Source organism: Bacillus sp. PAMC28571, from assembly GCF_014250435.1.
GTDB lineage: Bacteria > Bacillota > Bacilli > Bacillales > Bacillaceae > Bacillus > Bacillus safensis.
Genome location: NZ_CP060191.1, coordinates 1,583,488 through 1,602,990, shown reverse-complemented (window position 1 = coordinate 1,602,990; position 19,503 = coordinate 1,583,488). Strand labels below are relative to the sequence as shown.

Sequence of the window (19,503 nt, the reverse complement as noted above, 5' to 3'; positions counted from 1 at the left end):
GGGGCAGATTCTTTCTATCATGAAAAAAGGAGAAAAACCTTAGAGTTTTTCTCCTTTTTCAAATTATGCTGTTGGAAGTCCCATCACAGCTTTCACTTCTAAATATTCCTCGATACCGAAGTCTCCCCATTCTCTTCCGATACCAGATTGCTTAAAGCCGCCAAATGGGGCAAAGTAATCTGTTTCGGCGTTGTTAATGGTAATTTGACCGGCACGAATATGTTCAGCTACATATTTTAATGTTTTTTCATCTTTTCCAACCACATAGCCAGCAAGACCGTACACTGTATCATTGGCAATCTCAAGGGCATGATCCAAGTCTTGATATGTGATCACACTCATGACGGGTCCGAATATTTCCTCTTGCGCAATGGTCATATCATTTTTCACATTTGTGAAAATAGTATGCTTGGCGAAATATCCTTTGCCTAGTCCGTCCGGCTTACCAGTTCCCCCAGCAAGCAGGTGAGCACCTTCTTCAATTCCTTTTTCAATATAAGACTGCACGGTATCCCATTGCTTTTTGGAGACAAGCGGACCAGTGGCGTGATCTTCTCGCGGATCACCAACTGTAAACTTCGGCAGAGCATTCAGCAGCGCTTTTTCAAATGCGTCTTTCATTGATTCAGGAATCAGCACACGTGTAGCTGCGGAACACACTTGACCTGTATTCATCGCAATATGATGAACGGCTGTTTCGGCTGCCTCATCCACATCTGCATCATCTAAGACGATAAGAGGGGATTTCCCGCCGAGCTCAAGAGCCACTTTCTTAATATTGTCTGCAGCATTTTCCATTATTTTAGAGCCGACAGCGCCTGATCCTGTAAATGAAACAAAGTCAATATCAGGGTGTGAGCTAATGCCGTCACCAATGACATCACCAGTTCCGTTAACTAGGTTGAAGACGCCTTTCGGTACGCCAGCTTCATCAATGATGTCTGCAAGAATCATTGCGGCAAAAGGTGTAATTTCCGCAGGCTTTAAGACAACTGGTGAGCCTGCTGCAATGGCACCCGCGATTTTAAGTGATGTTTGATTTGTTGGGAAATTCCAAGGTGTAATCAATCCGCTGACACCAATTGCTTCTTTTATAATGGTATGTCCGCCGCGGTCCTCAGTAAATGTATACGATTTAAGTGCTTCCGCTGCTTTAGAAAAATGTTCATGTCCCATTTTGTAATGAACCTCTTCCGATACTTTCAGCGGTGCACCGAGCTCTTGTGTCATGACTTCAATTAGTTCATCCTTACGCTTTTCGTAGCCGCGCACAATGTTTTCCAGCATCTTTACGCGTTCATTTCGAGATGTTTTTGAGAAAGAAGGAAAGGCGTCACGAGCAGCTTTGACTGCCTTATCTAAATCTTCTTTTGTTCCTAAACTAATGGTGCCAATGACTTCCTCTGTAGCAGGATTGATGACTTCCGTCGTTTCGTTTCCTGTTGATGCGATCCATTCTCCGTTAATAAAATGTTTCTCTTGATTTCTCATTCTGACATGTCTCCTTTTTATATGTGATTCCATTCAATATTCTGTTTTCAGGTGATATAAAACTGTACCCACTGTGAAAAATCTAAAACGATGCAACTGTAAAAGAAAAAGTTTCTGATATAATACGCAAAGTGGGACATATGTCCTTTTCAACATGAGGGCATCTATCTTTTAATGGAACTAGACTGAAAAAGAAGGAGCATTTGAACGAATGAAAGGTGTTATTTTCGCTTTATTAGGAGGCGCTTGTATTACACTGCAAGGCGTCGCAAACGCAAGAATCAGCCAGGATATCGGCACATGGCAGGCGGCAACCATCACGCAGCTGACCGGCTTTATGATCGCACTGATCATTTTACTGATCGTACGTGACGGACACTTTCGAGAATATCGAAAGGTGCAGCCGCTTTATTTAGTAGGCGGTGCATTTGCAGCCATTATTATTTTCAATGAAGTGACTGCGATTCAAATGATCGGTGTCACACTGACCATCGCTGCTTTACTCATTGCTCAGCTTGCTTTCACCTTTGCAATCGATGCAAAAGGATGGTTTGGTGTACAGAAGAAGAAAATGAAATGGCAGCATTATGCAGGAATTCTATTGATGATCGCAGGCGTAATCATTTTAAAGCTATAAAGGAGGGCGTCAGATGGAGGAGCTTCATGATGAATCTCTATTTTCCTCTTATCTCAAGGCACATGAATTAGAAAACGTCTTTCATCAGAAACTCATATCACACGTCAGCTTATGGCGCTATGAGCAAGGTGAGCTGATTTGTTCAAAGGGAGATCAGAGGGAGCACTTGTACTTGTTAGTAAAAGGAAAATTAAAGATTTTCACCACCACAAAAGAAGGAAAGACCTTCATTCTTTGTTTTAAACATCCTCTTGAAGCGATTGGAGATATTGAATACGTTCAGCAGACTGATATGGTCAATACAGTGGAGGCTGTCACAGAAGTACATATGCTAAGGATTTCTCATCAAGCGCTCATGCGCCATGCGAAGGATGACTCCCGCGTGTTAACCTTTTTACTAAAGGGCATCACAAACAAATTTTATACGAAATCAAACGATTTGAGCTTCCACCTTTTATACCCTGTAGAGGTCAGACTCGCAAGCTACTTATTGTCTGTGTTAACAGGGGATAACAGCGCGAGCGCACTGCGTCTTACTGATGCGGCGAGCTTAATTGGTACAAGCTACCGTCATATTAACCGGGTGATTCAGCAATTTTGTGAAAAAGGGCTGATAGAGAGGCGAAGAGGGAAGATTACGATTCTTGACCGGGAAGGACTCTTAGAAATAGCGGAGCGAAACATTTATGAATAGAAGAAATGAAGGGATTCAGACATGATCATAGGAATAGGATTAGCCATCACGGCTGGCGCACTCGTCAGCTTACAAACCATTTTTAACAGTAAGGTCAATGAGCAGACAGGCTCTTGGTCAACGACCACTCTCGTTCTAGGTATGGGCTTTATTGCTTCACTTTTGATGGGTCTTTTGCTAGAAGGAACCGGCATGTTTCAATTAAGACATATGGAAGCGTGGTACTGGATTAGCGGAGCCATTGGAGTAGGGGTGGTCATCTGCCTCGTTCAAAGCATCAAACGTCTCGGTCCGACTTATGGAATCTCGATTGTCCTGATTTCACAGCTCGGCTCCGCGCTTTTGTTCGATTCGCTCGGCTGGCTTGGGTTAGAGAAAGTAGAATTTTCTCCCGCAAAACTATTAGGTGTCATTGTGATTGTTGCGGGGATTCTGGTGTTTAAATTGACCAAATTGGAGTCAGCAGAAGAGGATCAATCAGAAGAAAAAGGGCTGCCACAAGAGTAGCCGCCCTTTAGATTAACCGCCGCCATAGAACAGTTATCGCGGATAAACCATTTAAAAGGAGCCTTTTCATCAAAGGCTTTTTTTTCTGCCCATAGGACTCCGCTTTATAGGCTGCTTTGTCCTTCGCGACAAGTATACTATAGGCAATTTTACGTTCTATTGCCTGAGTAAGTGATAGCGCAAAAGGGGCACTATCAATGACCAAAATTGACTCTGTATTTAAAAAACTAGACCTCGCATCTAAATTATATGTGCCAATAATACTTAAATAATCATCAATGACCATTGATTTCGCATGAATGGAATACGGACCTTCATATTCGTACAAATGAACGCCTGTTTTCATCAGTTCCTTTTTCGTGCTTAAGTAACCTGCAAAAGCTAACGGATTTGGCGTCGCTGTAAGAGAATTCGTGACAACTGTCGTTTGAATCCCGCTGGCTAAGGGAGTGAGGCCGTCTTTCATGGGGCGTGTCGGGATGACATAAGGCGTCTGTATGAGCACAGAACGCTTTGCCCGGTGAGCAAGATCGTTTAGTTTTTTGAGCACAAGAGGACGCTTATTGAAACGCTCCACAGGATTTGTAAAAAATGCAATCTGCTTTACTGAGGTGCCATCTGCTGCCCAATTAAAGGACGACATCACAAAAGGTTCTTTCGCATGCACTGCCTCCTGATAGGATCTAAGCAGTTTCTTTCTTAGTTTTAAGCCTTTCTTTGCTTTTTGTTTAGAGAACACAGCTTTTGTTCTTTTCGTAAAGTCATGATTCCATAAATAAACGAAGTATTGTTCCATTTCATCTAATACTTTTCCTTTTTTGTCGTTATAAAGCAGCACATCGCGGTCAAATGCAAAATCTTTCGGGGGCTGATCTGCAAAGTATTTATCACCGATATTTCTTCCGCCCATCACAACCACTCGGCCATCTGCCAGCAGCAGCTTATCATGAAGGCGGTTATGCCACGTCCATGGCTTAAATAACCGAAAGGGCTCATAAAAACGAATGGCCATATTCGGGTGATTTGCCACGGCATATCGTAAATCTTTTAGCGGTCCACGCAAACTGTGGCAGATGCCGTCTAAAAGCAGCTGAACTTTCACCCCTCGATCAGCAGCTTCAATTAAAGCACCTAGTACCCATTCGGCTGTTTTCCCCTTTTGGATGGAATAATAACTAAGGCGGATCATCCTCTTTGCCTCACGAATCATTTGGATTCTGGCCTGACCGGACACAAATCCATCGTCAAGAAGCATCACTTGATTTGTGCCCTGATCGTCTCCTGAGATCGAAGAAGCTTTATAAATACAATGTTCTTTGCATGTTTTTTGGATCGGTAAATAAAACAAAACAAATGCGGTCAAAAAGACATAAACGACATAGAGAAGGATCAGATAAAACAAAAGATGAAGCATACGGATCAGCTCCTTTCACATAGACACAACTTTTCTTTAGTTTATGTCAAAAATAAAATTTCACTCATTTTCGCCTTTCATCTAAATACATGACAAAAGAATCATCTTGTTTTTATTGGGCATTTAATTATAGTATGAAATGAATAAGGGGGAATCGATTTGAATGAATCATTATTTAACATCCCAAGTGATGTATATCAAACGTTAAGTGAAACAGAACGATATTTACTCAATTATATTCACCAGCATTTAGAGGATATCTCCACCTTATCCATTGTCACTTTAAGCGAAAGAGCCAATGTATCAACGGCCACGATTGTCAGACTGATGAAAAAAATTGGCTATAACGGCTATACATCCTTTAAATATCGATTGAAACAAGAAAAGAAAATGACAGATGCAAGCGACCAGCTCAAAAATATTGATGAAGACATCAAACTAGCAATTCGGAAAAATGAAGAAGAGGTTTTAAAAACGATACAGCTGCAAAGTATTGGACAAATTGAAGATGCCGTTCAAAAAATACATAATGCAGACAAAATTTATATTTTCGGCAGAGGCTTCTCAGAGATGATCGCCAAAGAGATGACCATCAAATTACAGCTCATCGGGAAAACATGTGAAGTACACGACGATCCGAATATCATTCGGCTGAAATCGCGAGACATTGAAAAAAGTGAGCTTGCCATCTTTGTTTCATTAAATGGCGAAACAGCTGAGCTTGTTGAAGCGTGTCAAAACCTCAGTATGAAGCAAGTCACAACCATTACGGTTACGACAAGAATAGATTCTACATTAAGCAAAATATCAGATATGACACTAGTCGGATATAAAGGGGAACAATCTTTCTTCCCAGATTATGAAGTCAGATCCCGTCTGTCTCTTCATGTCATTGCCCGCATTTTACTTGACGCCTATGTGATCCGAATGAAATAACCAATAAGAAAGCCTTCGAGAGTTTGATCTGGAAGGCTTTTTCTCATGAAAACCTTTACACATTCTGAAAACATTTTCACTGAATCGTATGAGATACTTTCTTTAGAGAAAAGAAAGAAGGTGAAACCAATTGATTTATACCTGCACCTTAAATCCTGCTATTGACCTATATATTGCATTAAAAGAAATGCGGGCAAATGCAGTCAATCGCACAGAAGATGAAGATTATCAGCCGAATGGAAAAGGCGTGAACGTGTCAATTATGCTAAAGAAATATGGCTTCACCAGCACTGCACTAGGATTTATTGCTGGGTTTTCAGGCTCTTATATTGAACAATCCTTAAAGGATCTCTCCATTCAAACCGATTTTATCTCGGTTGAAGGCATTACACGCATTAATGTTTTTATCAATACGACAGAAGAATACAAGCTAGTGAATCAAGGCCCTGCAATTGAAGAAAAAGCGCTTCACGCCTTTCGTGAGAAAATTGCGGCTATCCCGCAAGGAGGCATCCTCATCATGTCAGGCAGTCTGCCAAAGGGCGTTCCTGCCAGCATTTTTTCAGAAGTAGCAGCTATTTGTCATCAACAGAAGGTCAAGTTCATTTTAGACACAAGCTCCGCAGCGGTTCTTGAGACGCTTCAATACAAACCGTATTTATTAAAACCGAATGAAGAAGAAATCGCTGCTTTTTTCGGCAAAACACATCCTTTGTCAGAAAAAGAACTCATTCAATCAGGAGAGAAACTCATTGAGATGGGTGCAGAGCAAGTGCTTATTTCCCGCGGGGGAGAAGGGGCTTTGTTCATTACGAAAGACGCCGTCTTAAAAGGAAACGCACCGACAGGCACTGTAGTAAATACAGCTTGCTCTGGAGATGCGATGCTCGCAGCCTTTCTTAGTAAACAGCTTGAAGGTCATTCATCTGACGAGTGCTTACGTTACGGCATTGCAACTGGCGCATCTACTGCATTTTCTAAAGGCTTAAGTGATTTACATGACATTGATTCATTGATTGAGCAAGTACACATTCAGAAGAAATAAGGGGGAATAACACATGAGCCGTAAAAAAATTGTCGCTGCAACCGGCTGTCCAACAGGCATTGCACACACATTCATGGCAGCTGAAGCATTAAAAATCGCTGCCGAGCAGCTAGGGGTCGACATCAAAGTCGAAACGCATGGTCAAGTAGGAATTGAAAACGCTTTAACTGATCAAGACATTCTGGAGGCCGATGGGGTCATTGTCGCAGCTGACAAAGATGTAAATACAGATCGTTTTCACGGCAAACCACTAATTGAAGTGCCTGTAGCGAAGGGTATCCGCACGCCAAATGAACTGATCCAAGGCATTATCAATGGAGATGCCCCCGTTCATCAAGTGAAAGGAAGAACTTCTGGAACGGAGAAACCATCTGCTCCTTCATCCTCTCAACAAAAGTCGGCAAATAAATGGATACACACCATTTATAAGCACTTAATGAACGGTGTATCACACATGCTGCCATTTGTCGTTGGAGGCGGTGTCTTAATTGCCCTTTCTTTCTTATTTGGTATCTACTCTGCTGATCCTAAGCACGAAACGTATCATCCGTTTGCTGCCTATTTGAAAAGCATTGGCGGACTTGGCTTCAGCTTAATGGTACCAATTTTAGCAGCATTTATCGCTGATTCGATCGCAAGACGCCCAGGGATGGTCGTTGGATTTATAGGTGGTCTCCTTGCAAATGATGGAGGCGCTGGATTCTTAGGTGGTATTATCGCTGGTTTTGCAGCAGGGTATATCATCGTACTTCTTCAATTCCTGCTTCAAAAATTACCAGCATCACTTGATGGATTAAAATCAATCTTCATCTATCCTGTCATCGGTATTTTCTTAATTGGGGCTGTCATGACCCCGTTGTTAGTTCCAATCACAGGGCTAAATAATTCCTTAATGGACTTTCTTTCATCTGTACAATCCACAAATCCGCTGCTTTTAGGCTTAATTGTTGGAGCAATGTGTGGATTTGATATGGGCGGACCTTTTAACAAAGCAGCCTATGTCACAGGAACGGCTTTACTTGCAGAAGGTAACCTTTACTTCATGGCAGGTGTGTCAGCAGCATGTATCACACCGCCGCTTATCATTGCGATTGCTACAACGATTTTCCGAAAACATTTCACGCCACAAGAACGAAATGCAGGGGCAATCAACTATATTCTAGGAGCGACACATATTACAGAAGGAGCCATCCCATTTGCGGCCAAAAACCCGGTCGTTGTCCTGCCAATTATCATGTTTGGCTCTGCCATCTCTGCTATATTGACATATTTGTTTGGGGTACAGGTTCCAGCTCCGCATGGTGGATTCCTTGTTCTTCCGGTCGTCACAGGTGCATTCCAATGGGTGCTTTCCATACTAATCGGCTCACTCGTAGGTGCGATTCTCTACGGACTTTACCGTAAAAAAATAGACAACCCAGCAGTTTAAAAGGGAGGATGAGAAATGATGGAACATATCTATATGAATCTTCACGAAACAGCTTCTTCACAGGCTGGCGTGTTCGCAGCCATTGCTGACATTGCCTACAAAGCAGGTATTTGCACCTCACCAGAGGATGTCAAAAAAGGGTTAGCGGAAAGGGAAGCACTGAGTACAACCGGATTTCAAGATGGATTTGCCATTCCGCATACTCAAACAGAAGCCATCACGAAACCAGCACTTGTGATCGTCCGCACGGAAACAGGTATTGAATGGGACGCTTTTGATGGGAAGCCTTGCTTTTTCTTCTTATCCTTACTGATCCCTAAAAGTGAAGCAGGGACGACTCATTTAAAAGCTCTTTCAGCCCTTTCACGAGGCTTAATGGATGAAACGAAACGTCAAAAACTGCTGGAAACAAGAACAAATGAAGACATGCTTGCTGTATTAGAAACGGATATTTTAACTAGAGAGGATGTTTGATCATGCCTTTACTTTCAACAACACCAATGCTTGAGGCTGCGAAAAACGAAAAATACGGAATTGTGGCATTCAATGTGCACTCCTTTGACAGTATCTATTGGGTGCTCGAAACTGCCGCAGAATTAAAGTCACCTGTGATTTTGCAAACAACGGTTGGAACGGTTCAATCTCTTGGAGCAAAAGCGATTGCAGATACAGTGAAGGCGGCGGCTGATCAATATCAAATCCCAATCGGTCTTCACCTGGATCACTGCACAGACTTTGATGTGATTCTCACCTGTATCAGGGCTGGATATACATCCGTTATGATCGATGCATCTATGCACTCATATGAAGAAAATGTACGCCGCACAAAAGAAGTCGTGGATCTTGCCTTAAAAGTAGGTGTAAATGTCGAAGCAGAGCTAGGCAAGGTAGGCGGTGTAGAAGATGATATCGTCGTTGACGAAAAGGATGCTGAAAAAGCCGTTCCATCAGAATGCCGTCAATTTGTAGAAGAAACTGGAGTGCCTACTTTAGCGCCTGCGATTGGTACTGCCCATGGCATTTATAAAGGGGTGCCGGATATTGACTTTGACCGCATTGAACAAATTGCAGCGCTGGTCGATGTACCACTTGTCCTGCACGGTGGTTCCGCTGTACCAGATGAGGATGTCAAGCGATGCGTTGCACTTGGTATGGCAAAGGTGAATGTCTCAACTGAACTGAAAAATGCGTATTCCGAAGCAATACGTGATCATTTCTCAAACGAACCTGAAAGCTTAGATCCGCGTATGTATTTACAAAAAGCAAAACAAGCAGCGAAAGACATGGTCCAATCGAAAATACGAATCGTTGGCAGTGAAGGCAAAGCCCATCCGTTATATCAATAAGAAAAAAAGCAGAGCCGCTATCGCTCTGCTTTTTCACATTATTCGTTTTCTTTCATTTCATTAGATGTGCGTACTCGTGCATTTCCCATAAATATGACCGTAATCGCCGCAAGTGCAATCGGGAATAATGCAAGCAAAAATACGTACGTAATACTTTGTGACATCGCATCGATGACTTTATTTAAAATATCAGGCGGAATTTGTGAGCGGGCACCTTCTTGGAAAATAGCCTGTGGATCGCCTACTTGAGAAGGGGCTCCTTTCATTCCGCTAAAGGCATCTGCTAAACGATTTGTCAGCACATTGGTTTGAATCGTTCCGAAAATCGTGACACCCAGAGTCATTCCAAGTGATCTCATAAATGAATTGGTCGAGTTTGCACTGCCTCGGTAGCGTGGCTCAAGATCATTCATTGAAGCTGAAGGCAGAAGGGAGAAGCTGAACCCGACGCCAAAGCCTGATATCATCATAAAGAGTGTGAGCCACAGTCTTGCTGTATCTGGTGACATATTGGCAAGCAGCAGCATCCCAGCGAAAAATGAAATGACAGAAATGGTCATAAGACGTCTGAAAGGCACTTTCGTCTGCATCGTTCCGCCAATCATACTGCCAATGACTGATCCAATCATCATCGGTGTTAAAATGAACCCTGCACTTGTCGCAGATTCACCGTACACCGCCTGCACGAAAATAGGAATAAAGACAGCAAGAATAATAAATGTCCCGCCATATAAAAACGCCAAAATTTGAGATGTTGCAAATAATCGATTTTTAAACATCCAAAATGAGATAATCGGCTCCTCAGCCTTACGCTCAACAATAAAGAAGATCGTACCGAACACAAGAAACACAGCAAAAAGTGTGAGAATTTGCACCGAATCCCAAGCATAAGATTTACCGCCAAGCTCAAGCGCGAACATTAAGCTGACAACCGCAACGACAAGTGTAATAGCACCTGACCAGTCGATTTTCTGCTTACGATGTTCAAGCGATTCCTGATAGTATCTGGCGATCAAGAAGACACTGACAATACCAATCGGCACATTAATATAGAAAACCCAATGCCAGCCGATCGAATCCGTAATAATAGCACCTAAAAGCGGTCCGAGTACACTTGATAAACCAAAGACTGCTCCAAACATACCAGACATTTTTCCGCGCTTTTCAGGCGGGAAGATGTCAAAGATAATCGTAAATGCGATCGGAAGAAGTGCACCGCCCCCAAGCCCTTGAATGGCTCGGTAAATAATGAGCTGATCCATCGTTTGTGCGATACCGCACAGCGCTGATCCAATTAAAAAGAAAATAAGTCCAAACAGAAAAAAACGCTTTCGACCATACATATCAGAAAGCTTTCCGTAAATAGGCATTCCCGCCATCACTGCCACCATATAAGAAGCCGTCACCCAAGCAAATTTATCAAAACTGCCTAAATCTGCTACGATGCTTCCCATTGCTGTTGCAACAATGGTATTGTCCATCGCTGCCATAAAAATCCCTAACAGCAAACCGATGACAACAAAGCGAGTGGATGCCTTGCCTTTATCCACATGATTCATTTCATTTACCTCCTGCTTACGTTCTCTCATTATTTTTGCTATGATCAACTTAACCATAAAGTAAGAGAACATTTATCTTGATGATCAAGATAAATTGATTTTAAAGGGAGGAGAACAAGTTGTCAATAAAGAACGAGGCTGAAGACAGAGCAGCCCAGATCATACATACAATGAGGCGCCTCGCCACACGAACCGTTTTGTTCCACCAAGCGGCCGCTCAATCGCTCGGCCTTTTTCCAACAGATCTCAAATCCGCCGATTTATTAAACGAACTCGGTCCTCTCACAGCAGGAGAATTAAGTGAAAAAACAGGTCTTAGCTCCGGTGCGGTTACAGCTCTCATTGATCGGCTTGAAAAAGCGGGCTACGCCAAAAGAGAAAAGGACCCAAAAGACAAACGAAGAGTCATCATTGTTCCTCTAACAGCGGGGAAATCACAGGTAAAAGAACTCTTTCGATCCTTATCAACATCAACGAAGGAACTCACAAATGAATACAAACCAGAAGAATTAGATTTAATTATTCAATTTATAACTGAAGCAGCAGATATCATGGAGCAAGAGCTGCAATTGCTGAAGTCTAAATCGTAAAAAGTACACTGATGCGGGTGTGCTTTTTCTAAGTGCATTCCTAATTCATGTAGGGATTGCCTCGACTAGTGACATCTTCCTTACCATGGAAGTGCTCTATAACATTTTTTATAATGGAGTAGCTCAAAAAAATGTTCTATTTAAAAGATTGTTCTAAAAACTACATTATAATTGTTATGACAAAAGTGGAGCTAAAGTATTCTATTGAAACCTTGTTCATTTACATAATAAGTGCTGTTTTTTGTATCAATATTCCTATTTAATGACAAAATTTTTATTGGTAAAATTGACCTTGTCAATGAATAGGAAGGAGTGAATTCTTCTGGGCAAGATACTTGATGCAAAAGCACTAACAAGTGCCATGGACACAAGGGCAAAACACTATCAGGAACTCCGCGAACAAATGGTAGATTTAAAAAAGGCATTACAAGGTGTGGCCAATCTCGGTGATGATTTCACTGGGAAAGGTGCAGATAATATTAAAAGTTTCTATAAAGAGCTTGCTGGAAATGTAGACATGTTTATCAGCTTCATTGATAAACAAAAAGCCTTTCATGAAGGTGTTTCTGGGACACTGGATGATACGAGCTTTGGCGGCGATACCTTTGTAGAAGAACACTTTTTAGACAACGCAGTACATATGGGCATCAAGAATGCCAAAAGCATTGTGAAGGATCAAAAAAAGGCACTCAAAACGATTTTTCAAGACATTGATGACCTCATTTCCCTAGAGGTATTTGATAGCCAAACCTTTGATGAAAATATAGAAGATGCGGAAGATGAACGAAAAAAGACGGTCAAAGAACTAAGAGAGCTTGATCAAAATTTAAAAGATGAATATGCTTTGTCAGAGACGGAGCAGCAAGCTACAATGGCATTGTACGCTGAAATGATCAATGCGACAAATGACGGAAAAGCGATTTCGCCTATGAATTTTGACAAGAAAGCGTATCAAAATAGCGAAATCTACAAGGCAAAAAGCGATATTGAAAAGCAAACTGCTGAATATCTGAAAATCAAAAAAGAACAAGAAGAAGCCCGCAAGATCGCAAAGGAACAAGAAGCCCTCGCCAACCGCCCTTGGTATGAAAAAGCCCTCGATTATGGTGGAAACATCGTGAATGAACTGACTGGCGTGAACGATGCAAAACGTGCCGCAACAGGCGTCGATCCAATCACAGGGGAGGAACTCACCGCAGGCCAGCGAGTCGCTGCAGGAGGAATGGCTGCAGCCGGCTACATCCCTATCGTCGGCTGGGCAGGCCGCATTTTCAAAGGCGGAAAAGCTGTCTATAAAACCACCCAAGCCACATCAGCCGCAGTTAGGGCAGTCGATATCTACAAGACATCACAAAAATCCTTTGACGCCTTAAAAACATCTCAAAAAGGTTTATACGGGCTCACCGCGACCAACGGCTTCAGCGAAGCGATTACAGGCCGAGACATGTTTGGAAACAAGATCTCGAAAGAACAGCAGGAAGCGAGTATGAACGCGACTCTGGGGATGCTTTTGCCGATCGGGTCGAAGAGGTTTCATGGGAAGATGGGGATTAGGGGTATAGATGATGCTTCTTTAACCAACAAAAGTAATTTATATAGAGGGGATAGTTTACTACACTCTCCAACTAGACCAAATGGAATTGGTAAACCTCATATATCAAGTTCAGGTGATTTAGTACCAGCTAGTAAAGAAGGTTTATATAAAGGACGAGAAGTGACTGTTACAGAGCATATACTTGGAGGTTATAGAAAAGGAGCTAAATCTAATAGCCCTTATACTAGTTTTACAAATAACAAAAATGTTATTGGAAATTATGGAGAAAATGCAATTGAACTAAACATATCAGCTTTAAGGAAAGATATACAGTCTGGAAAGCTAAAAGGTGTTGTTATACTTTCTCCAAAACAAATTCAAAAGTTGATTGAAAGAGATGTTACTTGTTCTGATTTTTGGAAGAAAAGAGCGATTAATTGGACTAAAAGGGATAATGAGTATTTGATTAAAGGGGAAGTTCCAAGCCAATATATTAAGGTTTCACCTAAGGAGTGAGAATTGTGAAATTATACTTTCTAAACGAGTTTTTAGGAGATATACGCGCTATTAATGTTGATGGTATGTGGGTTAATGGTGAGATTACCCCTTCAAATAATATAGACAAATTTAATGATTTTTTCGCAGCACTTGTTGATGAAGAAAATGATTTTGTAGAAACAAATTTTAACGAAGAATGGTTAGATGATAACAATTGGTACATTATTGATGAAGAAAATAAAAGAAGGGGCATATATATACCGGCAGTTTATCCTGATAGGGAAATTAGCTGGCGGTGGAGATGATTTACAGAATTTATAGAATATAAAAAACCTTAATGGGCTAATGCCTTTTAAGGTTTTTGTGTTATTGGACTTCAAACTGAGAAAAAACCGACCAAAAGGGAGATGGGAACCTTTTTTTCTGTGTGGGTCATCGTATGATAGAGACAAGCAAAACTAGGCACTCACAGCTTTTATGGTGAGTGTTTTTTGTTGAATGAGGGATACTTCACATCATTTTCTTTGAATATAGATCTGAAAAAAGTATAGATGTTAAACAGTGAAATAGCCAAGCCGCTTTGACGGCGAACTTTTTCATAAGAAAATGAAATTGGTACAATAAACAGAAAAACATCCTCTAATAATGCATAGAGAATGCTGCTCTGTTTAGAAGAGGGAAATAATTTTTATTTATTTGTTTCATCAGATTCACAAATTCGGGTTCAATATTCCCCTTTAATTTTAAAAAATGACCCACGAATCGTTCCAGCAAGTTTAGACTTCTGTCTAGCAAATTTAAATTTCCCTTCTAATTCCTTTGGTACTTCCATACCTTCAGAAAGCTTAAAACCAACAGCACGTTTTTTCGGGTCATCCACTGTATACAGGACGTTAATTGCAAGACCATCCTCATAAAAGACGTAAGTCCATTTGATATTTTCCACTTGAAAACTTGCCGTTTCTAAAGGTTTGGCTGCAAACTCTAGTTCACGTTCTTCTTTTAACACTCGGTTCACATAATCAAGGGTATCCTGACTTTCGCTGGCAGGTAATACTGTAAATTCATGCTTATATTTGTTCATAAAGTAACGAGCCTCATTAGCTCGTAAGCCAGCAAGTGCTTCTGCTACAGGTGAAGACTCTAAACCAATCGTAGACACATTTTTAAAATCAACGATATAGGCCATTTCTATCCCTCCATATCCTTCTTATTTTCGTACAACAGGAATCCACATCTCACCAAGTAATAAGTCGTTTCGCTGCCCCATCTCTACCACTGCATTTGGTCCACCAACATAAGCGAAATTCTTTGCTTCAGGCAAGACTTGACCAAATGCAATACCAGTAAGCGTTTGATGCAATTCATCAGCGGTTTTAGCTTCCCCTTTAACGATTAGATATTCCCCTTTAGGAAATTGAATCACTCTGTCCGCTTCTGGTAACGATTCCTCTGTCATGACCCCGACATAATGCATCAGCTTGTTATTTACCGCTTCGTTTACGATAAAAATATAGTCATTTGAGGCAATGGCTTTTAAGGTGTCAAGCTTACCTTCTTGTGTGACTGCTTGCCAAAAGTCTGCTTTTTCCTTCGTGATGCCCGCATAGTCTGTGTAATGACTCTTAAGTTCAGTTCCAATACCTAACACGTGAAAGCTGTCTTTTTGTTCTAGTATATAATCTGCCATATTCAACACTTCCTTTTGAAAAATTGATCAAATGTTTTTTCTTTTCACTTGATAAATATATAATAGGCTTAAATCATGTCAAAAAATGATACTGTTTAGGGGGATCAGATGAAAAAAGTTGAACGGATTAATACCATCATGCGGTATATTAACAACCGCGCCAACTTTACAATTTCTGAAATCATGAGAGAATTTCATATCTCTCGTTCGACAGCAATTAGAGACATCAGAGAAATTGAAGCTATGGGGATGCCGCTTGTCGCTGAAGTCGGAAGGGACGGGGGGTATTTTGTGATGAACAATTCAGTCCTGCCAACTGTTCGTTTTACCGATAATGAGATTAAAGCTCTTTTTATTGCCTTTATGGCCACAAGAAACCAACAACTCCCTTATTTAAAGAGTCGCCAGTCTTTAGCTGAAAAATTACTAGGACTCATCTCAGAAACCCAGCAAGATGACCTTGTTCTGTTAAATCGCCTTTTGCTATTTGAAGGGACTAATCCGAATAATCCTGATCTGCTTGATTTGACAGATCTCCCTCATCCCATGTTAGAAAAATTAATCCAACTGCTTATTTTGGATCGATATTTACTGATTACCATGAGAGAGGAGAAAGTGATAAAGTCCTATCCTATTTACCTCTTGAACCTTTATCGTGAAAAAAGCCTTTGGCTGATTGAAGGCTTTGATTTAAAGGAAGAGAAGAAACGGATTTTGCCTGTCGACAACCTCACAGATGTTGAACCATGCTCTACAAATAATCGATTAAGCAGGAAAAAGATTTTAGAAAAACTAAGTAAGCAGGAGGAAGTAATCAACCTTGTCCTTGAACTTGGTCCAAAGGCAATTGCACAGTTCAAAAAATACCATCCTTTCAAAATGTCAATTTCTTATACGAATCCTTACCAAACTACAGCCATTTTAAAGACTTTTATCGATGTTAATCATTCAGAAGAAATAACGGAAATGACAAATTGGCTATTTTTCCTAGGCGATGATATCAAGGTCCGGGAAATGCCTGTAGAAATCTTGGAAAGTTTACAAGAGAGACTACTCTTATATTGTCCATAATCAATGCTGGTTAGACCTCTTACTAGATACATGAACGTGAGTCGTATCAAAAAATTCTTGCTCCAAGTTTCGAACAAAATCTCAATGAACCACCAATCTTATTTCCATCTTCTTTAGATCTCAGCTGTTGAAGAAAGATAAATATGCTTTGTCAGAGACGGATCAGCAAGCTTCAATGGCATTGTACACTGTAATGATTGCAACAAAATGACAAAACAGCGATTCCTATGGATTTTGACAAGAAAGACATTAAAAAACATAAAAGGGGGTAATTTTATTGAATTCTTATGATGAAGATCTAATAAAAGATTTGGAATTAAAAGACCTTCTTAAATATGTCAAAGTACATAAAAATCCAAAAATTTATTTAGACTTAATAGAACAAAAATTTGATTTTGCTGGTTCAAAAATAGATTGGTTACAAACCAATAAACATTATAGTAAGAGCTCAAATCATGAATCGTTACTTCCTGATGCTCTTCTATTTATAACCGAATTAAAAGAAAAATATTTAGATAATAACTTACAAGTAATTTACATAGGGGATAACCTTACAGAGTTTGGGTACCAGTTTGAATTAAAACATTTAAAAGAGTTACTAGTCTATTTTTTAGATATCCCACAGCACCACTACTTTATATCCTTAGAAGGCGATTGGTGTATTTGTATTTCATTTGAAAACGATTTGGATTTCGGATTTAGTTTAAACAAAAAATAATTTTGAGCGTCACATATAAGAAAAATAAAAGATGATAAGAAATGAAAAAACCTTGACTGGCTCTATACCATTCTAGGTTTTTTGCGTTTATTGGTTCTCAAATTGTATACAAGCCTGAAAGCACACTCAAATGGTGTGTTTTTCTTATGAAAGGAGAACACAATCGCTGCACAGCACGTGCTGAAGACATTTGGGCTTCTTTGATGCATGTGAGTTGATTAGACTTATAACAAAGGGAAAGAAAGGAGGAATTCCAACTGTACTTAACCAAAAGGGGCACGACGTTACTATCTATGCTGCTTCATACGACATCTTATCTATCAATAGAAGATTTGCAGAATCGAATGAACGTTTCGACTCGAACCGTTTACGCTGAAATCAAGCGAATGAACAGCTGGCTAGAAACTCATCAGCTTAGTGGTGTGCAGCGAAAAGGCCAACTTGGCTATTATTTAAATCCTCATGAAAAAGAAATCATTATTCAAAAAGCTGATACCATTCTTGTTGGTCACGATTATGAACCATGTGTAAAGGAACGAAGGGCTATCTTGCTTTTAACCATTGCATGCAGCGAGCATTGCCTAAGAATAGATGATTTTATGAAGATGACAAAGGTGAGCCGAAATACATTACTCGAGGATATGAAACAGCTAAAAGAAGCGCTTTCAAAGCAGGAGATCACACTCCGCTATCAGGCAGCAAGCGGTTATGTCATTTCAGGTGACGAAAGGGCCATTCGATTGGCACTCAAACCTTATATACATTTCATTCGCACCATGATAAAAAACGAAAAAACGTTTCCGTCGTTTTGGTTAAAGGGACCTATTTCATCCAAACGGGTACACCATCTCCTCCAGCAGTCAGAACAAGAACTTAAGCTTGAATTTGCAGATGAGATGCTGGATCAGCTCTCTTTGGATCTCTTTTTTTACTTCAAGCGGATGAAGCTGGGGCATGCCGTACACATTTCAAACGAAGAAAAACGAACATTGCAGGAAACAGAGGAATGCTTGGCTGCTATTCGTTTCATGGCGCAGATTCAAAAAGAGGCCAGTCTCATTGTTCATGATGATGAGATCTATTTTCTTAGCACCTTATGGCTCAGTGCCAAAAAACAAAAACTTCCATCAATTAAAAAACCAGAAGAACATCTCATTCGCACCATCGCCAGACAAATGATCTTTGACTTTCAGCGATATGCTTGTATTTCCTTTCAAGAACCTAAAGCATTGGAGCAAAACTTAACAATGCATTTAATTCCAGCCTATTACAGGCTCATCTATCACATTGGTATGATCAACGAACTGACGGATTCTATAAAAAAAGCACAGCCAGAAGTGTTTGAAATCACTCAAAAAGTTGCATGTCATTTAGAAAAGGCGGCCTGTTCAAAGTTGAGTGACCATGAAATTGCATATCTCGCCATGCATTTTGGCAGCTGGATGAGAAGAGAAGGAATTTCATCCATTGTCAGGCGTTCTGTATACATTGTCTGCGGAGAAGGAATCGGCACAAGTAACATGCTGAAAACTCAGCTTCTCGAATTAATCGGCTACATTGAAGTACGCGGACTGTTATCAAAGCGTGCATATGAAGAATTAGCAGCAGTTGATGCAGAATTCGTTGTGTCCACAACACCTATTTCGTTTAAAGGAAAACCAGTTCATCTCGTTCATCCTATTTTAACTGCCTATGAGAAAAAAACATTACTTCAATACGGAAAAGGCTCAGAAACGAAGATTGACGAGAAGCATGTAAACGCTTTATTCAACATCATTCAGCAGCATACCATTGTACAAAATAAACAAGCACTGCTTCATGACATTCGGGAGCTGCTACATCCCACATATGTATCTTATCAGAAAGGGTGGAACCCAGTGTTAAATGATTTATTAACAGAACAAACCATCAAGCTCCACCAAACAGCAGACACATGGCAAGAGGCGATTACAAAAGCGGCGCAGCCTTTACTTGATCAAAATGCTATTAAACCAAGTTATGTAGAAGCCATGATACAGTCTGTTCATCAAAATGGTCCTTATATTGTCATTGCACCACAAGTGGCCATTCCACATGCAAGGCCCGAGGATGGCGTGAACAAATTGAGCATGACGCTCATGTCATTCAAACAGCCCATTTCGTTTTCAAAGGATGGAAAAAAGCAGGTGCGGCTCGTCATTGTGTTAGCCGCTATTGACAGCATGAGCCACTTGAAAGCACTCAAACAGCTAACCATGCTGTTAAGTGAAGAGAAACGCACGAAACAATTGATGGAAGCAGAAGATTTAGCATCAGTTCAAAAACTAATTGATCAATTTTCACAAGTATAAAGGGGGAGTAAGAA

19 protein-coding genes are annotated in these 19,503 nt (G+C 40.6%); 14 read left to right on the top strand and 5 right to left on the bottom strand.

The window, feature by feature from the left end; all coding sequences use genetic code 11:
• Window positions 1–63 precede the first annotated feature (63 nt).
• On the bottom strand, window positions 64–1,491 hold the full coding sequence (locus H7F25_RS07925; RefSeq protein ID WP_185854458.1) for an aldehyde dehydrogenase family protein: 1,428 nt from the start codon (window positions 1,489–1,491) through the stop codon (window positions 64–66).
• A gap of 211 nt (window positions 1,492–1,702) precedes the next feature.
• Here H7F25_RS07925 and H7F25_RS07920 point away from each other — a divergent pair, with 211 nt between their 5' ends.
• The 3 genes from H7F25_RS07920 to H7F25_RS07910 are packed head-to-tail and all read left to right on the top strand — an operon-like array spanning window position 1,703 to window position 3,329.
• Window positions 1,703–2,128 carry a DMT family transporter gene (locus tag H7F25_RS07920; protein WP_056766940.1) on the top strand — a complete coding sequence of 142 codons (426 nt, stop codon included), beginning with the start codon at window positions 1,703–1,705 and terminating at the stop codon, window positions 2,126–2,128.
• A 13-nt stretch (window positions 2,129–2,141) separates the two neighbouring features.
• Window positions 2,142–2,822, top strand: a complete 681-nt coding sequence (locus H7F25_RS07915; protein ID WP_034624354.1) for a Crp/Fnr family transcriptional regulator — start codon at window positions 2,142–2,144, stop codon at window positions 2,820–2,822.
• 21 nt (window positions 2,823–2,843) lie between these two features.
• Complete coding sequence (locus H7F25_RS07910; protein WP_025093180.1) at window positions 2,844–3,329, top strand: DMT family transporter; 486 nt, start codon at window positions 2,844–2,846, stop codon at window positions 3,327–3,329.
• Window positions 3,330–3,336: 7 nt separating this feature from the next.
• Here H7F25_RS07910 and H7F25_RS07905 read toward each other — a convergent pair whose 3' ends face one another.
• Entirely contained in the window at window positions 3,337–4,743 is a 1,407-nt protein-coding gene (locus H7F25_RS07905; protein WP_185854457.1) for a phospholipase D-like domain-containing protein, read from the bottom strand.
• Between the two features lie 159 nt (window positions 4,744–4,902).
• Here H7F25_RS07905 and H7F25_RS07900 point away from each other — a divergent pair, with 159 nt between their 5' ends.
• The 5 genes from H7F25_RS07900 to H7F25_RS07880 all read left to right on the top strand — a co-directional run bounded on the left by H7F25_RS07900 (window position 4,903) and on the right by H7F25_RS07880 (window position 9,499).
• Window positions 4,903–5,679 (top strand): MurR/RpiR family transcriptional regulator, encoded by a 777-nt coding sequence (locus tag H7F25_RS07900; RefSeq protein ID WP_024425669.1) that lies wholly within the window; start codon window positions 4,903–4,905, stop codon window positions 5,677–5,679.
• 130 nt (window positions 5,680–5,809) lie between these two features.
• Window positions 5,810–6,724 (top strand): 1-phosphofructokinase, encoded by a 915-nt coding sequence (gene pfkB / locus H7F25_RS07895; RefSeq protein WP_133744069.1) that lies wholly within the window; start codon window positions 5,810–5,812, stop codon window positions 6,722–6,724.
• Between the two features lie 13 nt (window positions 6,725–6,737).
• Window positions 6,738–8,153, top strand: coding sequence for a PTS fructose transporter subunit IIC (locus H7F25_RS07890; protein WP_133744068.1), 1,416 nt, complete (start codon window positions 6,738–6,740; stop codon window positions 8,151–8,153).
• A gap of 15 nt (window positions 8,154–8,168) precedes the next feature.
• Entirely contained in the window at window positions 8,169–8,627 is a 459-nt protein-coding gene (locus tag H7F25_RS07885; protein ID WP_024427781.1) for a PTS sugar transporter subunit IIA, read from the top strand.
• 2 nt (window positions 8,628–8,629) lie between these two features.
• A complete protein-coding gene (locus H7F25_RS07880) occupies window positions 8,630–9,499 on the top strand; it encodes a class II fructose-bisphosphate aldolase (protein ID WP_044335845.1) in 870 nt (289 codons plus the stop codon).
• 38 nt (window positions 9,500–9,537) lie between these two features.
• Here H7F25_RS07880 and H7F25_RS07875 read toward each other — a convergent pair whose 3' ends face one another.
• Window positions 9,538–11,058 carry an MDR family MFS transporter gene (locus H7F25_RS07875; protein WP_133744067.1) on the bottom strand — a complete coding sequence of 507 codons (1,521 nt, stop codon included), beginning with the start codon at window positions 11,056–11,058 and terminating at the stop codon, window positions 9,538–9,540.
• A gap of 170 nt (window positions 11,059–11,228) precedes the next feature.
• On the opposite strand from H7F25_RS07875, the gene H7F25_RS07870 reads away from it, so the two are divergent.
• From H7F25_RS07870 to H7F25_RS07860, 3 genes are all read left to right on the top strand, one after another.
• Window positions 11,229–11,648 carry a MarR family winged helix-turn-helix transcriptional regulator gene (locus H7F25_RS07870; RefSeq protein WP_044335851.1) on the top strand — a complete coding sequence of 140 codons (420 nt, stop codon included), beginning with the start codon at window positions 11,229–11,231 and terminating at the stop codon, window positions 11,646–11,648.
• 361 nt (window positions 11,649–12,009) lie between these two features.
• On the top strand, window positions 12,010–13,698 hold the full coding sequence (locus tag H7F25_RS07865; RefSeq protein WP_185854456.1) for a ribonuclease YeeF family protein: 1,689 nt from the start codon (window positions 12,010–12,012) through the stop codon (window positions 13,696–13,698).
• Window positions 13,699–13,703: 5 nt separating this feature from the next.
• On the top strand, window positions 13,704–13,985 hold the full coding sequence (locus tag H7F25_RS07860) for a hypothetical protein (protein WP_185854455.1): 282 nt from the start codon (window positions 13,704–13,706) through the stop codon (window positions 13,983–13,985).
• 419 nt (window positions 13,986–14,404) lie between these two features.
• Here H7F25_RS07860 and H7F25_RS07855 read toward each other — a convergent pair whose 3' ends face one another.
• A complete protein-coding gene (locus H7F25_RS07855; protein ID WP_024425197.1) occupies window positions 14,405–14,869 on the bottom strand; it encodes a hypothetical protein in 465 nt (154 codons plus the stop codon).
• A gap of 21 nt (window positions 14,870–14,890) precedes the next feature.
• Window positions 14,891–15,370, bottom strand: a complete 480-nt coding sequence (locus H7F25_RS07850) for a GyrI-like domain-containing protein (protein WP_151039541.1) — start codon at window positions 15,368–15,370, stop codon at window positions 14,891–14,893.
• 108 nt (window positions 15,371–15,478) lie between these two features.
• Between H7F25_RS07850 and H7F25_RS07845 the strand changes: the two genes are divergently transcribed.
• The 3 genes from H7F25_RS07845 (at window position 15,479) to H7F25_RS07835 (ending at window position 19,489) form a co-directional block, all read left to right on the top strand.
• Entirely contained in the window at window positions 15,479–16,441 is a 963-nt protein-coding gene (locus tag H7F25_RS07845; RefSeq protein WP_024425195.1) for a helix-turn-helix transcriptional regulator, read from the top strand.
• Window positions 16,442–16,718: 277 nt separating this feature from the next.
• Window positions 16,719–17,159, top strand: coding sequence for a hypothetical protein (locus H7F25_RS07840; protein ID WP_024425194.1), 441 nt, complete (start codon window positions 16,719–16,721; stop codon window positions 17,157–17,159).
• Between the two features lie 293 nt (window positions 17,160–17,452).
• Window positions 17,453–19,489: a BglG family transcription antiterminator gene (locus tag H7F25_RS07835; protein ID WP_232624279.1), complete on the top strand. Its 2,037-nt coding sequence runs from the start codon at window positions 17,453–17,455 to the stop codon at window positions 19,487–19,489.
• Window positions 19,490–19,503: the final 14 nt, after the last annotated feature.